The sequence below is a fragment of the Paenibacillus segetis genome (assembly GCF_014639155.1).
Lineage (GTDB): Bacteria > Bacillota > Bacilli > Paenibacillales > Paenibacillaceae > Fontibacillus > Fontibacillus segetis.
Map to the genome: position 1 here is coordinate 2,812,334 of NZ_BMFT01000001.1, position 16,006 is coordinate 2,828,339.

The 16,006-nt window shown below is 43.6% G+C and carries 16 protein-coding genes; 5 read left to right on the top strand and 11 right to left on the bottom strand.

The window, feature by feature from the left end:
* Nucleotides 1-118 precede the first annotated feature (118 nt).
* Together IEW05_RS13160 and IEW05_RS13165 are read left to right on the top strand one after the other, a co-directional pair.
* The gene (locus IEW05_RS13160; protein WP_188539421.1) at nucleotides 119-751 is read left to right on the top strand and encodes a GNAT family N-acetyltransferase; all 633 of its coding nucleotides are present in this window, start codon (nucleotides 119-121) and stop codon (nucleotides 749-751) included.
* 48 nt (nucleotides 752-799) lie between these two features.
* Entirely contained in the window at nucleotides 800-1,978 is a 1,179-nt protein-coding gene (locus tag IEW05_RS13165; RefSeq protein ID WP_188539423.1) for an acetoin utilization protein AcuC, read from the top strand.
* Here IEW05_RS13165 and IEW05_RS13170 read toward each other — a convergent pair.
* The 4 genes from IEW05_RS13170 to IEW05_RS13185 all read right to left on the bottom strand — a co-directional run bounded on the left by IEW05_RS13170 (nucleotide 1,975) and on the right by IEW05_RS13185 (nucleotide 4,847).
* Nucleotides 1,975-2,691 (bottom strand): 5'-methylthioadenosine/adenosylhomocysteine nucleosidase, encoded by a 717-nt coding sequence (locus IEW05_RS13170; protein WP_188539425.1) that lies wholly within the window; start codon nucleotides 2,689-2,691, stop codon nucleotides 1,975-1,977. The genes IEW05_RS13165 and IEW05_RS13170 overlap by 4 nt on opposite strands.
* 161 nt (nucleotides 2,692-2,852) lie before the next feature.
* Nucleotides 2,853-3,857, bottom strand: coding sequence for a catabolite control protein A (gene ccpA / locus IEW05_RS13175; RefSeq protein ID WP_188539427.1), 1,005 nt, complete (start codon nucleotides 3,855-3,857; stop codon nucleotides 2,853-2,855).
* Between the two features lie 112 nt (nucleotides 3,858-3,969).
* The gene (gene ytxJ / locus IEW05_RS13180) at nucleotides 3,970-4,311 is read right to left on the bottom strand and encodes a bacillithiol system redox-active protein YtxJ (RefSeq protein ID WP_188539429.1); all 342 of its coding nucleotides are present in this window, start codon (nucleotides 4,309-4,311) and stop codon (nucleotides 3,970-3,972) included.
* Nucleotides 4,312-4,388: 77 nt separating this feature from the next.
* The gene (locus IEW05_RS13185; RefSeq protein WP_188539431.1) at nucleotides 4,389-4,847 is read right to left on the bottom strand and encodes a hypothetical protein; all 459 of its coding nucleotides are present in this window, start codon (nucleotides 4,845-4,847) and stop codon (nucleotides 4,389-4,391) included.
* A gap of 186 nt (nucleotides 4,848-5,033) precedes the next feature.
* Between IEW05_RS13185 and IEW05_RS13190 the strand changes: the two genes are divergently transcribed.
* Nucleotides 5,034-5,606, top strand: a complete 573-nt coding sequence (locus IEW05_RS13190; protein ID WP_188540861.1) for a type 1 glutamine amidotransferase domain-containing protein — start codon at nucleotides 5,034-5,036, stop codon at nucleotides 5,604-5,606.
* A 76-nt stretch (nucleotides 5,607-5,682) separates the two neighbouring features.
* Here IEW05_RS13190 and ptsP read toward each other — a convergent pair whose 3' ends face one another.
* The 5 genes from ptsP to IEW05_RS13215 all read right to left on the bottom strand — a co-directional run bounded on the left by ptsP (nucleotide 5,683) and on the right by IEW05_RS13215 (nucleotide 11,738).
* Nucleotides 5,683-7,419: a phosphoenolpyruvate--protein phosphotransferase gene (gene ptsP / locus IEW05_RS13195; protein WP_188539433.1), complete on the bottom strand. Its 1,737-nt coding sequence runs from the start codon at nucleotides 7,417-7,419 to the stop codon at nucleotides 5,683-5,685.
* Nucleotides 7,420-7,598: 179 nt separating this feature from the next.
* Complete coding sequence (locus tag IEW05_RS13200; RefSeq protein ID WP_188539434.1) at nucleotides 7,599-8,027, bottom strand: CoA-binding protein; 429 nt, start codon at nucleotides 8,025-8,027, stop codon at nucleotides 7,599-7,601.
* 27 nt (nucleotides 8,028-8,054) lie between these two features.
* The gene (gene aroA / locus IEW05_RS13205) at nucleotides 8,055-9,344 is read right to left on the bottom strand and encodes a 3-phosphoshikimate 1-carboxyvinyltransferase (RefSeq protein ID WP_188539436.1); all 1,290 of its coding nucleotides are present in this window, start codon (nucleotides 9,342-9,344) and stop codon (nucleotides 8,055-8,057) included.
* A 225-nt stretch (nucleotides 9,345-9,569) separates the two neighbouring features.
* Nucleotides 9,570-10,979: an NADP-dependent phosphogluconate dehydrogenase gene (gnd, locus tag IEW05_RS13210; RefSeq protein ID WP_188539438.1), complete on the bottom strand. Its 1,410-nt coding sequence runs from the start codon at nucleotides 10,977-10,979 to the stop codon at nucleotides 9,570-9,572.
* A 162-nt stretch (nucleotides 10,980-11,141) separates the two neighbouring features.
* Nucleotides 11,142-11,738: a YkzI domain-containing protein gene (locus tag IEW05_RS13215; RefSeq protein WP_188539440.1), complete on the bottom strand. Its 597-nt coding sequence runs from the start codon at nucleotides 11,736-11,738 to the stop codon at nucleotides 11,142-11,144.
* A gap of 293 nt (nucleotides 11,739-12,031) precedes the next feature.
* Here IEW05_RS13215 and IEW05_RS13220 point away from each other — a divergent pair, with 293 nt between their 5' ends.
* Nucleotides 12,032-12,655 carry a YktB family protein gene (locus IEW05_RS13220; protein ID WP_188539442.1) on the top strand — a complete coding sequence of 208 codons (624 nt, stop codon included), beginning with the start codon at nucleotides 12,032-12,034 and terminating at the stop codon, nucleotides 12,653-12,655.
* A 24-nt stretch (nucleotides 12,656-12,679) separates the two neighbouring features.
* Here the strand turns inward: IEW05_RS13220 and IEW05_RS13225 are convergent, their stop codons facing one another.
* The gene (locus IEW05_RS13225; RefSeq protein ID WP_188539444.1) at nucleotides 12,680-13,933 is read right to left on the bottom strand and encodes an MFS transporter; all 1,254 of its coding nucleotides are present in this window, start codon (nucleotides 13,931-13,933) and stop codon (nucleotides 12,680-12,682) included.
* 189 nt (nucleotides 13,934-14,122) lie between these two features.
* Here IEW05_RS13225 and IEW05_RS13230 point away from each other — a divergent pair, with 189 nt between their 5' ends.
* Complete coding sequence (locus tag IEW05_RS13230; protein WP_188539446.1) at nucleotides 14,123-15,598, top strand: aminotransferase class I/II-fold pyridoxal phosphate-dependent enzyme; 1,476 nt, start codon at nucleotides 14,123-14,125, stop codon at nucleotides 15,596-15,598.
* Between the two features lie 72 nt (nucleotides 15,599-15,670).
* On the opposite strand, the gene IEW05_RS13235 is transcribed toward IEW05_RS13230, so the two are convergent.
* Entirely contained in the window at nucleotides 15,671-15,994 is a 324-nt protein-coding gene (locus IEW05_RS13235) for a DUF1292 domain-containing protein (RefSeq protein ID WP_188539448.1), read from the bottom strand.
* Nucleotides 15,995-16,006 lie beyond the last annotated feature (12 nt).

Genomic DNA, 16,006 nt, shown 5'->3' on the forward strand with positions numbered 1-16,006 from the left:
AGATGTGAATTTTTTATGTCGGGATTAATTATATCACACGATTTAATCGAATGGCTATACTTTTCAAATTTTCATTTATCTGTTATAAGTGAAGGGAACAATCAAAGGAGGCGGCAAGATGGAACACCGTAAAACGTATATCCGCCATACCCTGCCACAGCCCAACAATGAGATTGTCATCGAGGGACCTCTTAATCCATCAGGATTGCTAGGTTTGCAAATGCATCCCGATCTAGATGCCTTCCGAAAGCCTAAAGATCAACACGAAGCGTTAGTAGAGATTGCCGGACTTCCAGAGGGTCGCATTATTCTAGCTCGAGAAAAGGACGTCATTGTAGGATATGTCACCTTTCATTACCCAGATCAGATGGAGCGTTGGTCCCAAGGCAAAATGTCTGATCTTATTGAGCTTGGAGCTATTGAAGTATCCAATGAGTATCGTTCTTTAGGTCTCGGATCCCGAATGATTCAGACGGCTTTTGAGGATGATCAGATGGAGCGCTATATTGTATTCACAACGGAGTATTACTGGCATTGGGATCTGAAAAGTAGCGGGCTTAGTGTATGGGATTATCGTAAAATGATGGAACGACTGATGCAAACCGTCGGCATGGTATGGTATGCCACCGACGATCCAGAGATCTGCTCTCATCCGGCCAACTGTCTTATGGTTCGCATCGGAAAAGACGTTCCCTTAGCGTCTGAGGAGCAGTTTGACCGCATCCGCTTTCAAAATCGCTTCATGTATTAGTAGGACTCTAGCAGCAGATTAAGAGAAAGAGAAAGGGCGTGTGCGATCATGTCTGGAAAGGCTTTATTTGTCCATCACGATAAGGTTATGAGCTATCGTTTTCACGATAATCACCCTTTCCATCCGATTCGGCTGCAATTGACGCTTGATCTTCTAAAGGAGATTGGAGCGTTAGACGTAACACAACAAATTGAATCCCGCCCGGCAACTGAGGAGGATTTACTGCGGATTCATCACCCAGCATATATTGATGCTGTCAAAGGTTTAAGTCAATCCCCTCCCTCGCCCCTCTGGTTAGACCGTGCAGAGCAATATGGTCTGATGGACGACGATACTCCATTCTTTCCAGACATGCATGAGGCGACATCTTATGTTGCCGGTGGATCAATTACTGCTATCGATGCTGTTCTATCAGGAAGATGTACTCATGCCTTACATTTAGCCGGAGGACTCCACCACGCCCTCACAGCAAAGGCAGCAGGGTTCTGTGTATATAACGATGTATCCATAGCCATTGCATACGCCAGACATCATTACGGCGCCAGAGTGCTGTATGTGGACACAGATGTTCATCATGGGGATGGTGTACAATGGAGCTTCTATTCAGATCCAGACGTATGTACGTACTCTATCCACGAGACTGGCAAGTACTTATTCCCCGGCACAGGATTCCTGCAGGAGAGAGGCGAACATCAAGGTTACGGAGCCTGTATGAATATACCTATGCAGCCCTACACCGAAGATGCATCTTGGATGGAGTGTTTTGAGCAATCGGTTACTCGATTAGTGAAATATTTTAAACCGGACATTATCATTAGCCAACACGGATGTGACGCACATGTCCTAGACCCCATGTCGCACATTCAATGTAGTATGCAAATCTATAATGAAATGCCCGCCATTCTTCATCAGCTAGCTCATACGTATTGCGACGGACGCTGGGTCGCGGTTGGTGGTGGTGGATATGACTTGTGGCGCGTCGTCCCACGTGCGTGGAGCTTACTTTGGTTGGAAATGAGTCAACATCCTCTTAAGGCTGGCCTAGTCAAAGATATCCATTCCAAGGTTCCAACAGCATGGATTGAGAAGTGGCAAAGCCAAACCTCTGTACATCTTCCATCCGAATGGCTCGATGATCTATCCCATTGGGAAGGCGTTCCGAGACGAACGGAAATCACAACAAAAAACCGCGAGAATCTCGCGGTTGCGTTACAGGACTATCCTTAATTTAGAACGGTGTCCAATTTAGAAACCATATGGTTAACTATTTCAAAAGAACGAGTTGCAGCTTCCACGGTAAACTCAGTATAGTTAATCTCTGCGGTACCGTCTGCCTTATCCGACATGGAACGGACAACAACATACGGAATCTCATTCATATAACACACCTGTGCCACGGCAGCACCTTCCATCTCCACACATGCTCCACTCATCGTTTCATGCAGTGTACGGACGAAATTATTATCTGAGATGAACTGATCACCTGACAAGACCCTGCCGACAACAAAATGTCGGTCCTTACATAACAAGCTACAAGCCTCTTTTGCCAGGTTTATTAACCCCGGATCGGCCGGAAAATCAGATATTTTCTGATACGGAATAACGCCTCTTGCATATCCTAAGGGACTTACATCCATGTCATGCTGTTGACAGGAAGACGAGATCACGATATCGCTAATCCCTAATAGGGGATCCACAGCACCCGCTACTCCTGTGAACAAGATCAGGTTGACTCCAAAGCGATCAACTAGCACCTGCGTAGTCGCTGCGGCATTAACCTTACCGACACCTGATTTACAAACAACAACCTCTTTGCCATGGAAAAGTCCTGTTACGAAGGTAATTCCGGCGTGAACAATACTTTTCTGCCGATCAAGGCGTTGCAATAGCAAGGCTATTTCTTCATCCATGGCCCCCATAAGGCCAATTGTTCTAATCATAACGACCTCCAAAATTAGATGCGTAGTGTAGAAACACTCAAATACTGTATCTCATAAAACTGCTATAGACCCCAAAAAAAGCTCCTTTTCAGGAGCTTTTTCACGTTACCCTTTTTCATATCTTTGTCTTTGTATATTTATCTCTATAGGATGTAAGCCAATTAAATTTGACTTACAGATAATCTTAAAATCGTTTCGTGTGGTAAAATTACCCGCGGATTATCAACAGGTTCTTTCTTCATCAGCTTCGTTAGCAACCGCATTGCAACGGCTCCAAGGTCATACATTGGCTGAGCCACTGTTGTTAACTGTGGACGCACCATCGATGCCATACGAATATTGTCTACGCTAATGATTGAGAAGTCGTCAGGCACCTTTAGGCCTTCGTCTTGGATGCTGTGGATTGCCCCAATCGCCATTTCATCGGTAGCCGAGAAGATCGCTGTAGGCTTCTTCTTCAATCCTAAGAAATATTTCATTGCCTCAACACCAGATTCATAACGGTAATTACCGATACGAACCAAGTCCTCTTTGTACTCAATTCCCGCTGTTTCCAGCGCCCGTTTGTAACCTTGGAACCGTGCATATCCATTTGCAGGATCCTGCAGTGTTCCGCTAATCATCGCGATCTCCCGGTGTCCGTGGCGGATCAGTGTGCTTACAGCGTCAAATGCCGCAGACTCATGATCGATATCCACGGAAGGAATAACACCTTGTTCATCACTTGTTGCACATAACACAATTGGAACCGAAGACGTCTGAAAAGCTTGAATATGCTCCTCTGTCACAGCTCCACCCATGAAAAGAAGCCCGTCCACTTGTTTCTCGAGCAGTGTGTTAATAACGCGAATTTCCTTTTCCTTCTTCTTATCCGCGTTACATAAGATAATATTATAGTGATACATGTTGGCTATATCTTCAATGCCCCGAGCAATTTCTGCAAATATTGAATTCGAGATATCTGGGATAACCACACCGACCGTGGTCGTCTTCTTGCTGGCAAGTCCTCTTGCCACCGCATTTGGACGATATCCCAAACGTTCAATCGCTTCGTAAACCTTCTTCCGGGTCTGCGGTTTCACATTAGGGTTGTTATTCACTACCCGGGAAACCGTGGCCATCGAGACGCCTGCTTCACGTGCCACATCGTAAATGGTAACCGTCACATTCTTCTCTCCATTGCCAATAGATTTTCAATCATAATTCACGTTAATTCCATGACTCCAATTAAATTTATGATACGACAAAATATTACTTTGTGCAATGATAACGCTTCACTTAGTTCAGAATTCCCTTCAAAGCGTTACTTGTGATGGCCGAATGGGAAGTATTCCAGACGGATTGTCCGTTCTTCACCAACACAACTTGCGGTGATGCATGCTGGACATTCAATCGTTCAGCAGCCTCGTTAGATACTTCTCTGTCCTCAACTACGTAAATAAGTCCGTATGTAACCTCGGCATTTGGACTATCACTTAAGTAAGCTTCAACTTCCAGGTGTGCTGCAGCACTAATTGGACAGCGGGTACTATGTTTAAATATCAGCAACGACTGCTGGTTAGAATTATCCAAAAGACGATTAAGTTCTTCTATGGAAGTTATTCTTAACAATGAAACCACGACCTAACCAACTCCTTTCACTTACCCTTTTCTATTTTAACAAAAAGTGAAATAGAAAAACAACTTAAACCGTCGAATTAGTAAGGAAATCGTTGATTTACTTCAGAAAACTGACGATCTTTAACAATATTGGACATTTGAGCGAGACGATTTGAAGTTTCATTCATCCATTCCGTATCGTTCATACTTTTAGCACATCCGTACAAATCAAGTAATAAATTTATATGTTCATTAGATTTTTGTTCCAGAAGAGCTTCAAATGACGACGCTTCCCCCTCGTCCCATGTCCGATAGATCTCGAAAATAAAATGAGCCAGCTCGTTCATTTCGGTAAATATTACCCGTCCAGTTTTTCCTTGTTGCTTCAAGGACGCGAGTAACTCTTTAAGGTCCTCTTTGATCGCAGGGAATACCTCATAAAAGCAGCCTTCTTCACATTCGTAGATGGGAACACGATCTATTTCTATAATGCCTTCGAAAATAACTAACCTAAAATCAAGGTTCATCATTCCACCACAATGACAATGCTTCCGCACAATATCACCTCATCTTAATCCTTATCATTAGAGATCACAATCGATGAATGCTAGATGTATTCGACCCTACATAAGCGATCTCCTTCACCAAACTAAAAACACTTTATATTCCATAGAAAGAAAGGCTTACCGCTAGTCAATTGGTATGAAAAATATCATCAATTTGATACAATTAAAATATTGAAAATGTTATTCGTCAAGAGCAGTCCAAGACAGGAGGAAACGAATTTGAGACTTACTGGTAAAAAGGTCATTGCATTGGTTGATGATGAATTCGAGGATTTAGAGCTGTGGTACCCGATCTACCGCGTTCGAGAAGAAGGTGCCGAGGTACATCTGGTTGGACCTACGAAAGGCAAAAAATACATTGGGAAGTACGGCGTTCCTGCAGAGGTTGAATACTCATTTGAGGAAGTACATGCCAATCAATATGACGGTATTCTTGTTCCAGGGGGCTGGGCTCCAGACAAACTTCGTCGATATGATAAAGTACTGCAATTAGTTAAAGAATTGAACGCCGCAAAGAAGCCGATCGGTCAAATCTGTCATGCTGGATGGGTGTTAATTTCTGCTGGAATCCTTAAGGGAGTTACAGTTACATCAACACCAGGGATTCGTGATGATATGACCAATGCTGGAGCAATCTGGAAAGATGAACCAGTGGTAGTGGACGGGCATATTATCTCTGCTAGAAGGCCTCCAGATCTCCCTCCCTATGGCAAAGCATTTGTAGATGCGCTTATATCAACTTCTAAATAATAGCTCATTGGAAAATAACAACAAAAACAACGCCAGAGAGTTTCTTCCTTGGCGTTGTTCCTATTGTCAAATCATTCTACTGTAACATTTCAGCATCTATTCCGACAAATTTTGTCAACTCGGACTCAATGTCAGTGCTTGTAGAGAGGCAATAACAATGCGCCCCAATATCCTGACTATCCTTAGCAGTCGTATTCAAAATCCGATGTTTCACCCGAAGTAATGATTGCGGTGACATACTAAGGTTGTTGACCCCTAAATAATTCCAAATAGGGATCGCCTTTTCATCACCAGCCATTTCCCCACACACACTAATGGGAATCCCGGCCTCCTTGGCAGCCAACACGGCTTGTCGCAACGTTCTCAGTACGGCAGGATGATAAGGAGTGTACAGGTGTGCGATTTTCTCATTCATCCGATCTACGGCTAGTACATACTGAACAAGATCATTAGTACCTATACTGAAGAAATCGGCTTCCTTAGCAAGCAAATCCGCAATAGCAGCTGCCGCAGGAACCTCAATCATTATGCCAACCTGTATATCCTTGTCATAGGCAATACCGCGTTCCTGCAAGCCTTGCTTTGCTTCAGCCAGCAACTGATTCGCTTCATGTACTTCCTCCAATGAAGAAATCATTGGATACATGATCTTAACATTGCCATGTGCACTTGCACGCAGGATAGCAGTTAATTGCGTTATGAACAGCTCTTTACGATCCAAACTTATCCGGATAGCCCGATAACCAAGAAATGGATTATCTTCCTCAGGTAAAGCAAAATACTCTAATTGTTTATCCCCACCAATATCGAGCGTACGAATAACGACGGGATGGATACCAGCTGTCTCGACAACTTGTCGGTACACCTCATATTGCTCTTCTTCTTCTGGAAAATTTGTGCGGTCCATATACAAAAATTCAGTTCGAAACAGGCCTACACCTTCCGCTCCATGTTTGAGCGCCTGTTTCAAATCTTTTACGGAGCTAATGTTACCTGACAATTTAAAATGCACACCGTCCTTAGTTACTGCATCAACGGAGGCTAACAATTGCAGTTGTTCTTTCCGCCGTGAGAGCTTCTCGGCGATTGTGGTATAACGATCAATAATACTCGGGCTTGGATCTAAATAAAGCAGCCCTTCATCCCCGTCAATAACGAGCATATCGCCCGTTTGAAGCGGCTCAGGTAGCTTATTCTCCATCCCGGCTACCAAAGGAATGCCAAGTGCTCTTGCCATAATTGTGGAATGTGATGTCTTTCCACCTGCAAGCGTTACTATCCCGAGCACATTATTGGGATTCAAATGTACCAGTTGAGAAGGAGATAGTTCCTTCGCAACCAAAATATAGGGTTGTGTATCTGCCGGCAATGTAATATCCGGAGTACCAAGTAAGTGTTTGAGCAGACGATTACCAACATCCTTGATATCGAGTGCTCGTTCTTTCATGTATTCATCATCCAGAAGGTCAAACATCGTGACGAAATGATCGATAGCCTCTTTCACTGCAACTTCGGCAGCTTTATACTGTCGCTCAATGATCCCTTGAATCTCACTCATAAAGACGGGATCTTCCAAAATGGCTATATGAGCGTCAAAAATACTCGATTCAGCTACGCCCACGGTTTGTTTGATCTCGTTCTTCATCACTTCAATTTCAGTTTTCGATGTCCGAATACCTTCATACAGTCTTTCGAATTCCTTAGCCAGATCTACTTTTTCCATCCGGCGATCCGGTACATCCCAGTCCCAGGTGGGCAGCACAAAAGCTTTACCGATGGCTACGCCTCCGGCTGCACCAATACCCTGTATCATCTTACGACCCCCTATGTTCTAACTCTGTTATAGGTTATCCTCTCTCTATTCCATTATGGTAAGCCTAGCCTTATAAATTTGTCAAAGGAAAATACATAGAAGAACAAAAGCGGGGGTGAAAGAGCAGTAAAAAAGGGACCTTTCTTTATCATAAAAAGGTCCCTTACATTGGTACTATCTTAGCTTCTCTTGCCAATCAAGATACTATCCTCTACTTTGATACATCGGTCCATAATGACCGTCAGTCCGGCCTTTGAGGCGATTTCATTCGCTTCATCACTTAGTATTCCCTGCTGTAGCCATAATACTTTCGCACCAATCTCCACCGCAGCTTTCGCTACCTCTGGTGTCTGCTCGCTACGTCGAAAAACATTTACGATGTCAACAGGTTCAGGAATGTCCTGTAAAGAGGCATATACCTGTTCATTTAGGATTTTTCCTGTAACAGTCGGGTTAACGGGAATGATCCGATAACCGTTATTTTGAAGCGCCCCCGCCACCATATAAGAGGTTCGGTCCGTCTTATCTGACAATCCCACGACGGCGATATTCCCGGCATGTTCTAATATTTCCTTGATCTCTTCTCTTGTTGGGTTCTGGAATGTCATATTTGAATTCCTCCTCTTTTTATATTGTTATACCCATTCTACAGCTGCACCAAGCGCTGTAATGTGATCAAAAAATTGGGGATACGATTTAGCGACATGATGAGCATCCTTAATGACAAGAGGTTTCTTACAACGTAGTCCAACTACTGTCAGCGCCATAATTACACGATGATCATAATGTGCATTAATTTCAACACCGCCCTCCAGACCAGAAGGCCGACCATGTACAATAATCTCAGCTTGCCGCTCTTCTACATTTGCCCCGGCTTTTCTTAGCTCGTTCAAATAGTCAGTTATACGGTCGCATTCTTTGTATCGCAAGTTCTCAACGTTATAGAACCTAGACGTCCCATCTGCAAACACGGCAGCAGCTACCATCGCTAATACTGCATCTGTCGCCGCATCGCCATCGAATTCAACGGGTCGTAGTCGGCCGTTCCCTTGAACATGGACCGTACCATCACGATGAGTTAACGGAACATCCATCATTTGCAGAACGTCAACAATCGCGCGCTCTCCTTGCTTACTCTTCTCAGCTAAGCGGAAAATCTTGACGTCCGATTTCGTCACTGCTGCAGCAGCCAAAACCGCCGCTGAACCAGGATAATCACCTTGAACCGTGTAAGACTTTGCTTGATAAGACTGTCCACCAGGTACGCGGAAGTTCATGTAGTCGTTACTTGCATGGATAACAATTCCTGCTTGCTCTAACACTTCTAAGGTCTGACCAATAACAACCTTGGATTTCAAATCGTCTAACACTTCGATTTCGCTGTCCTCAGCAAGTAGCGGGGTAAGGAATAACAACGCGCTTAGATATTGAGAACTTACTGCTCCAGATACTTTAATCTTACCTCCACGAGGTTCTCCGCCTCGGATCGTAATCGGCAATCTCCCCTCTTGATGGTCAACCTCCACGCCCATTTCTCCAAGGGCTGTAATTAAGTCATCATGGGGACGCTTTCCAAGTGAATCAGGATATGAATTAACAAACGTCACTTCAGGGCATAACGCTGTAACCGCCATAAGAAAACGCAGCACCGCTCCTGCGTTGCCTACATTCAATTCCTTTACATCCTTAGGGTGTCGACCAAAGCCGGTTATAACAATTTTCTCGTCGTCCTCTTCAAGTACAGCACCAAGATCTCTAATGCAGCGGCGCATAGCATCGCTATCCTCACTATGAGCAGGATAATATACCGTACTTGTCCCCTCAGCCAAAGCAGCGACGAGTAGGTAACGGGTCGTGTAATTTTTGGATGAGAGTGCTCCGATCTCACCCTTAAGCTCAGAAGTAGGTTTAACGATAACGTCCATATACGAATCCCCTTTATTTATATTTATTTGATTTAGTGGCAGTTAGACGCGGTAATGTATTAAATTAATTAACTGTCTCATATCATAACACAGGCTGGTACATTTAGGCACTGCCCTAGTGCTACTTGAGGGAAAATTCTATACTTCAAACCAAAAAAAGAGATGCCAGAGTGAGCGGTAGTATACGCCCCCTCCGACATCTCTTGAAGATATTTCGGATTTATCTTAGAACCATTGGTGATGGAATACGCCTTCTTTGTCCACACGTTTAAACGTATGAGCACCGAAGTAATCGCGCTGTGCTTGCAGCAGATTAGCCGGTAGACGTTCTGTACGGTAGCTGTCGTAGTAAGACAGAGCGCTGGAGAAACCAGGAACAGGAATTCCACCTTCAACCGCAGCTGCAATCACTTTACGCCATGCCCCTTGATAAGTCTCAACAATGTTCTTGAAATAAGGATCAAGCAACAAATTCTTGAGTTCAGGATCACGATCATATGCGTCTTTGATGTTATGCAAGAACTGCGAACGAATAATACATCCACCGCGGAAGATCATCGAGATATTTCCGTATTTCAAATCCCAACCATATTCGTCGGAAGCCGCACGCATTTGTGCAAAACCTTGAGCATAGGAAACAATTTTACTAGCGAACAACGCTTTACGAACGTTCTCGATAAATTCTGCTTTATCCCCAGTAAATGAAGTTGCTGTAGGACCACTAAGGATCTTGCTAGCTGCAACACGTTCTTCTTTCATTGCGGAAAGGAAACGGGAGAATACAGATTCTGTAATCATGGACAACGGTACACCAAGATCCAGTGCACTTTGGCTTGTCCATTTACCAGTTCCTTTTTGTCCAGCAGCGTCAAGAATAACATCAACCATCGGCTTACCAGTCTCTTCATCGTATTGTGAGAAGATATCAGCTGTAATCTCGATCAGATAGCTGTCCAGTTCGCCTTTATTCCACTCTGTGAAAATTTCATGTAACTCTTTAGCATCCAAACCAAGTACATCTTTCAACAAGTGGTAAGCCTCGCCGATCAATTGCATGTCTCCATACTCGATGCCGTTATGCACCATTTTTACATAATGGCCAGCACCGTCTGGTCCGATATATGTGCAGCAAGGATCGCCGTTTACTTTTGCAGAGATCGCTGTAAGGATAGGTTCAACCAATTGATAAGCACTTTCTTGTCCACCTGGCATGATTGCAGGGCCTTTCAAAGCACCTTCTTCACCGCCGGATACTCCTGTACCGATGAAGCGGAAGCCTTTAGCTTCAAGCTCTTTACTACGGCGTTGCGTATCTGGGAAGTAAGCATTACCCCCGTCGATAATGATATCGCCTTGATCCAAATACGGAAGAAGTTGCTCAATGGTACCATCGGTTGCAGCACCAGCTTGTACCATAATCAAAATTTTGCGTGGTGTTTCCAAGGAATTCACAAATTCTTCAACTGTGAACGTACCTACAAGATTCTTACCTTTGGCTTCATTTTCTAGCAGGTCATGTGTTTTTTGCGGCGAACGATTGAACACCGATACAGTGAAACCCCTGCTTTCAATATTTAGGGCCAAATTTTTGCCCATAACGGCAAGGCCGATAACACCAATTTGTTGTTTTGACATGGTCTCCATCCTTTACACACTATTTTTTCAATAGTATCATTTTAACTCTTTTGAGTACAGAAGTGAACCCCTATACCTACCAATTCACAAAACAACCCCCGAATATATGGGGGGGTGCAATGATTTTTCACACATCATACTCCATATTTAAGAATGGGCTCATTACCACTCAAGTTGAATCAACTCAATTCGTAGTCTGCGCAATTTTTCTTTGCATGCTTCAACTATGTCCTTATCTCCACACTCTAATGCATCAAATAGCTTCTCAAGTTCCGCATCAAGCTCTTGCTGAAGACTCAGTAGCTGCCATTCAGCAGACTGGGATGCGAACAATTCAGCTAATTTCCGCGAATCCACTACAGGGCCCTTCTGAAAAATCACTCGATGCTCCACTCCTGTGATTTCCACCTGCCTAATGACTTCACCGAACATGATGCTCTCAATCAATATCTGACGATCTTTAAACCGCTTAACCACGGCATGACCCCGCAGATCTCCAATCTGCTTCTCCAACCAATCCGAGAGTTTAACATCCTTTATTACGTAATCGCCCACAAGCTTGTATCCTTTAGCAAGCCGATGAAATCGTAACTTAGTTAATTTACGTCCTGTGCGGACTGAAATAATGAAGATGGTTTCACTCTCACTCCAATATAAAGAATACCCGTCTTGGATCAAATCGCGGATTAGTTGCTGAATGTGCCGGCGGTCGAATCGGAGCTCCAGGTTGCAATATTCTACCTCGTAACTTTTATTCACGGCACTCCCTCCCCAAAGTTTGGTTAACCAAAATCCCGATTATGACTTACCTTATCTTATACTCCATATTATGTAGTGGAACTTGGTTTATTGATTAATTTTACCCGCTTCGGGTTGCAATTGACGCAAAAGGGCGTATTTTTGATCGCAATCCACAATAAATGTTCTAAATGCGCTTGTCCCATTAGCAGAGAGGAAGTCTCGAAACGATATATGTTATACTGAGAAACGTACGTTTGATAGGTTGAACCTACACTTTTAGCTAATAAATTATTTTTGGAGGTAAATAAAGAATGACATTTCCCGGTTTTTCCAAACAGGATTTCGATTGTATGACCATACCTGGTCTTGAACCCCGGATGGAAGCGATCATAGATCAAGTACGTCCTAAACTGACCTCACTTGGAAGTGAGATATCCCCTTACTTGTCCGCACTTTGTGGGGAAGAAATGTACCCTCATGTAGCAAAACATGCTCGGCGTACAATAAATCCACCAAATGACACATGGATCGCTTGGGCTAGCAATAAACGTGGATACAAAGCGTTACCTCACTTTCAAGTTGGCATGTTTTCCACTCATTTATTCATCATATTTGCGGTTATTTATGAAAGCCCGAATAAAGTTACATTTGCCGATTATTTAGAGAAGCATACGACCAAGGTGCAGAAGTTAGTGCCAGATCATTTCTATTGGTCTACAGATCATTTAGATCCAAGCGGTACACTTCACAAAGAAAGTGACAACCAAACCTTGAAGACACTAGCAGAAAGACTCAAGACCGTGAAGAAATCAGAAATTATGTGCGGACTACGCGTGGAACGGGATAACCCTATCCTACAAGATGGCAGCGGGTTGATCTCTACAATTGAAGAAACCTTCGCCACTTTACTACCGCTATACAAGGGTTCTTTCTAAAATAAAGTTTTGTTTGAGAAGTTTCTATCGCTTTATTTCGGACAGGCTGTGCTGTCTTCTCGTTAACGCAAGGTGGATGAAGAACAGCACAGCCATCACAATAGCGCTCCCTAGAAAAGGGGCAGGCGGCCCTAACAGATCCCACAGCTTCCCTGAAACGATAGGACCCACTACCATCCCTGACCCCTGAATGGTCAGAAACAATCCCCAAACCGTGCCTTTCTCGCCTTCCGGAACCATATGCGAAATCATGGTATCCCAGGTTGGAAGAATAAAGGCGTAACTAATTCCGATTAATATGACAACAATCCAGATCATTGGCACTGAGCGCATAACCGCAAATAAACCAATAGATACAGAGCTTAATAAGAATCCAGCGTGAAGAAACCACTTCGTTCCAAATCGGTCAACCAGTTTGCCGATAGGTATAAGACCCAGCACAGTAATCCCGCCCCCCGTCACCAGCAAGGCACTAAAAGCTTGAGGTGACATTCCAAGTTCCGTGCGTACGAAAAGTGTAATAACCGGCGTTAAAAGGCCTACAGCAAAAGATTGCAAAAAAAGTGCCGGATACAGGAGTGGACTAACATCTAAGTTGTCTCTTACTTTAATCCATGTCTCCTTCAGGGCACGAATTCCCTTTATTTTCTTATTGTTAATATCGAGTGGAACATCATTCGAAGCTTGCTTAATCTTCTTGCCAGGAAGAAAAAATGCCACGATGATAACAAGGGCCAAACAACCGAGAAGAATCCAGAACACCCGTGTATATGAATCGCCTACGAAGAAATTAATAATTACTGGTCCTGCTCCTGTACCACCTAGACATGAAATTTGAATGACTCCCATAGCCGTTCCAAAATTTTTATTTTCTTTAGTGACGGCAGAGATTCCGATCATTACACAAGGCCACAGTGGTGCCGTTCCTATCCCTAGTAATGCACAACCCAGGACAATAAATCCCATAGTCTGCGTTAAAGCAATAATACTCACAGCTCCAAAAGTAATGATGAGGCCAAGCATAATGGTGATCCGAAATCCAATACGTTCAATAAGCCATCCCGCAGGACTACGAAATACATTGTCCCCTATGTATTGGAGTGAAAAGGACAAGCCAATTGCAAATGCGCTTAATTTTAGAACCTCTCCCATATAGACAGGTAGGATGGCTACGATCAGCGCCCCCTTTACGAATTCCACCAAAAACATGATGATCCACAAACATATGAAGGTCGGAGTCAACAGTTTTCTACTTACTAGCGAGGAAGTCAATTCCATGGAAGTCACCCTCTCCTTCTTTTTTTGAGATCAGACCAACTCTATATAGTCTGTCCCTTTTTATCTGCCAACTTACACTTATTTACTATTAATTCTCGTTACTCTTCTGATTCTTTACTTGCATTCCGGTCTCTTTTTGCTATACTCAACCTTGTTTGTAAATTTAACCTAAGGAAGGGGACGGCCATTATGGACCATCAGCTCACCCCGTTATTTACCGCCCTCAAGCAGCATGCAGCTAGTAATCCCGTGCAATTTCATATTCCTGGACACAAAAAAGGTCTTGGTGCAGATCAAGAGTTTCATGATTTTTTGGGCGATAACGCTCTTTCTATCGATCTGATCAATATTGCACCACTAGATGACCTCCATCAGCCCTCAGGAGTGATTGAAGAGGCTCAGAAGCTCGCAGCGGATGCATTTGGTGCAGATCATACCTATTTCTCCGTTCAAGGCACAAGCGGAGCCATCATGACAATGATACTATCCATTTGTTCTCCCGGTGATAAAATTATTATCCCAAGAAATATTCATAAATCTATTATGTCTGCGATTATTTTTGCGGGTGCCAAACCTGTATTTGTGTCCCCAACGCAGGACGTCAATCTTGGCATCGACCATGGCATTACAACCTCCTCTGTAAGGAGAGCTTTGCAACGCCATCCGGATGCTAAAGCCGTATTAGTCATTAACCCAACTTATTTCGGAGTATGTGCCAATCTCAAAGAAATTGTTGATCTAGCACATAGTTTCCATGTCCCTGTCCTTGTTGACGAGGCTCACGGGGTGCATATTCATTTCCATGAAGATTTGCCTATGTCGGCGATGCAGGCCGGCGCTGATATGGCGGCCACCAGTGTACATAAATTAGGTGGTTCGATGACTCAAAGCTCAGTGCTCAACCTCAACACTAAAAACGGCTTTGTTAATCCACAACGGGTGCAGACCATCATCAGTATGTTAACGACAACATCAACTTCATATTTGCTCCTTGCATCACTCGATACCGCTCGTAGAAACCTCGCCCTTCATGGTCGGGAGCTCGCAAATCAGGTTATCGAGCTAGCACAATATACAAGAAGCGAAATTAATAAAATTGATGGCTTGTACTGTTTTGGCTCTGAAATACTAGGTAGCGAAGCCACCTTTGCTTATGATCCTACGAAAGTGACGATTCACGTCCGTCATTTGGCCATTACAGGGTACGAAACAGAGAATTGGCTAAGAGATCATTACAATATCGAAGTTGAACTTAGTGACATGTATAACATTCTCTGTATTATTACCCCAGGAGATTCCAAAGAAACTGTGGATACACTCCTATCAGCTTTGCGTGAACTATCCGCACTAAATTATATAGAGAATAACGCCAATGAACTTATTGTAAAAGTTCCAGAAATCCCGCAATTATCGCTCATTCCACGTGATGCCTTCTATGCTGATACTGAAGTGATTCCGTTCAAACAATCGGCAGGTCGAATCATTGCCGAATTCATTTATGTATACCCCCCAGGCATTCCGATCTTGCTACCTGGTGAGGTTATCTCTCAAGATAATATCGATTATATTATTGATCATGTTGAAGTTGGTCTACCTGTGAAGGGACCCGAAGATCGCTACATCAATCAGGTTAAGGTAATTGTCGAAGCTAATCCTATTTTCTAGTGTAAAATAGTTATTCTATATAAAAAAGCTCCCCATCAGGGGAGCTTTTTTGTATAGTTCGGACTCAATCTATTACACTTCGTCCTGTTTGGAAACAAGCTCGTTATAAGCTTCTTCCACTAGACGCCACTCTTCTTCGTCTTCGATATTGTAAAGCATCATTTCTTCGTTCTCTTCTTCCAGACGAAGGATGATACCGTCCGCTTCCGTGTTATTCCGCTCAAGCAGAAGCGCATATACCTTTTCAGCTACGTCAAACGTTTCGACAAGAACCATTTCCACATCATTGCCTTGTTCGTCCGTTAGCGTCAACACAAACTCTTCGTGCTCGTGCTCATGGTCATGGTCATGTCCACAGCCGCATGCTTCGCCGTGTTCGTGATTGTGATCGCTCATTGAAATACCTCG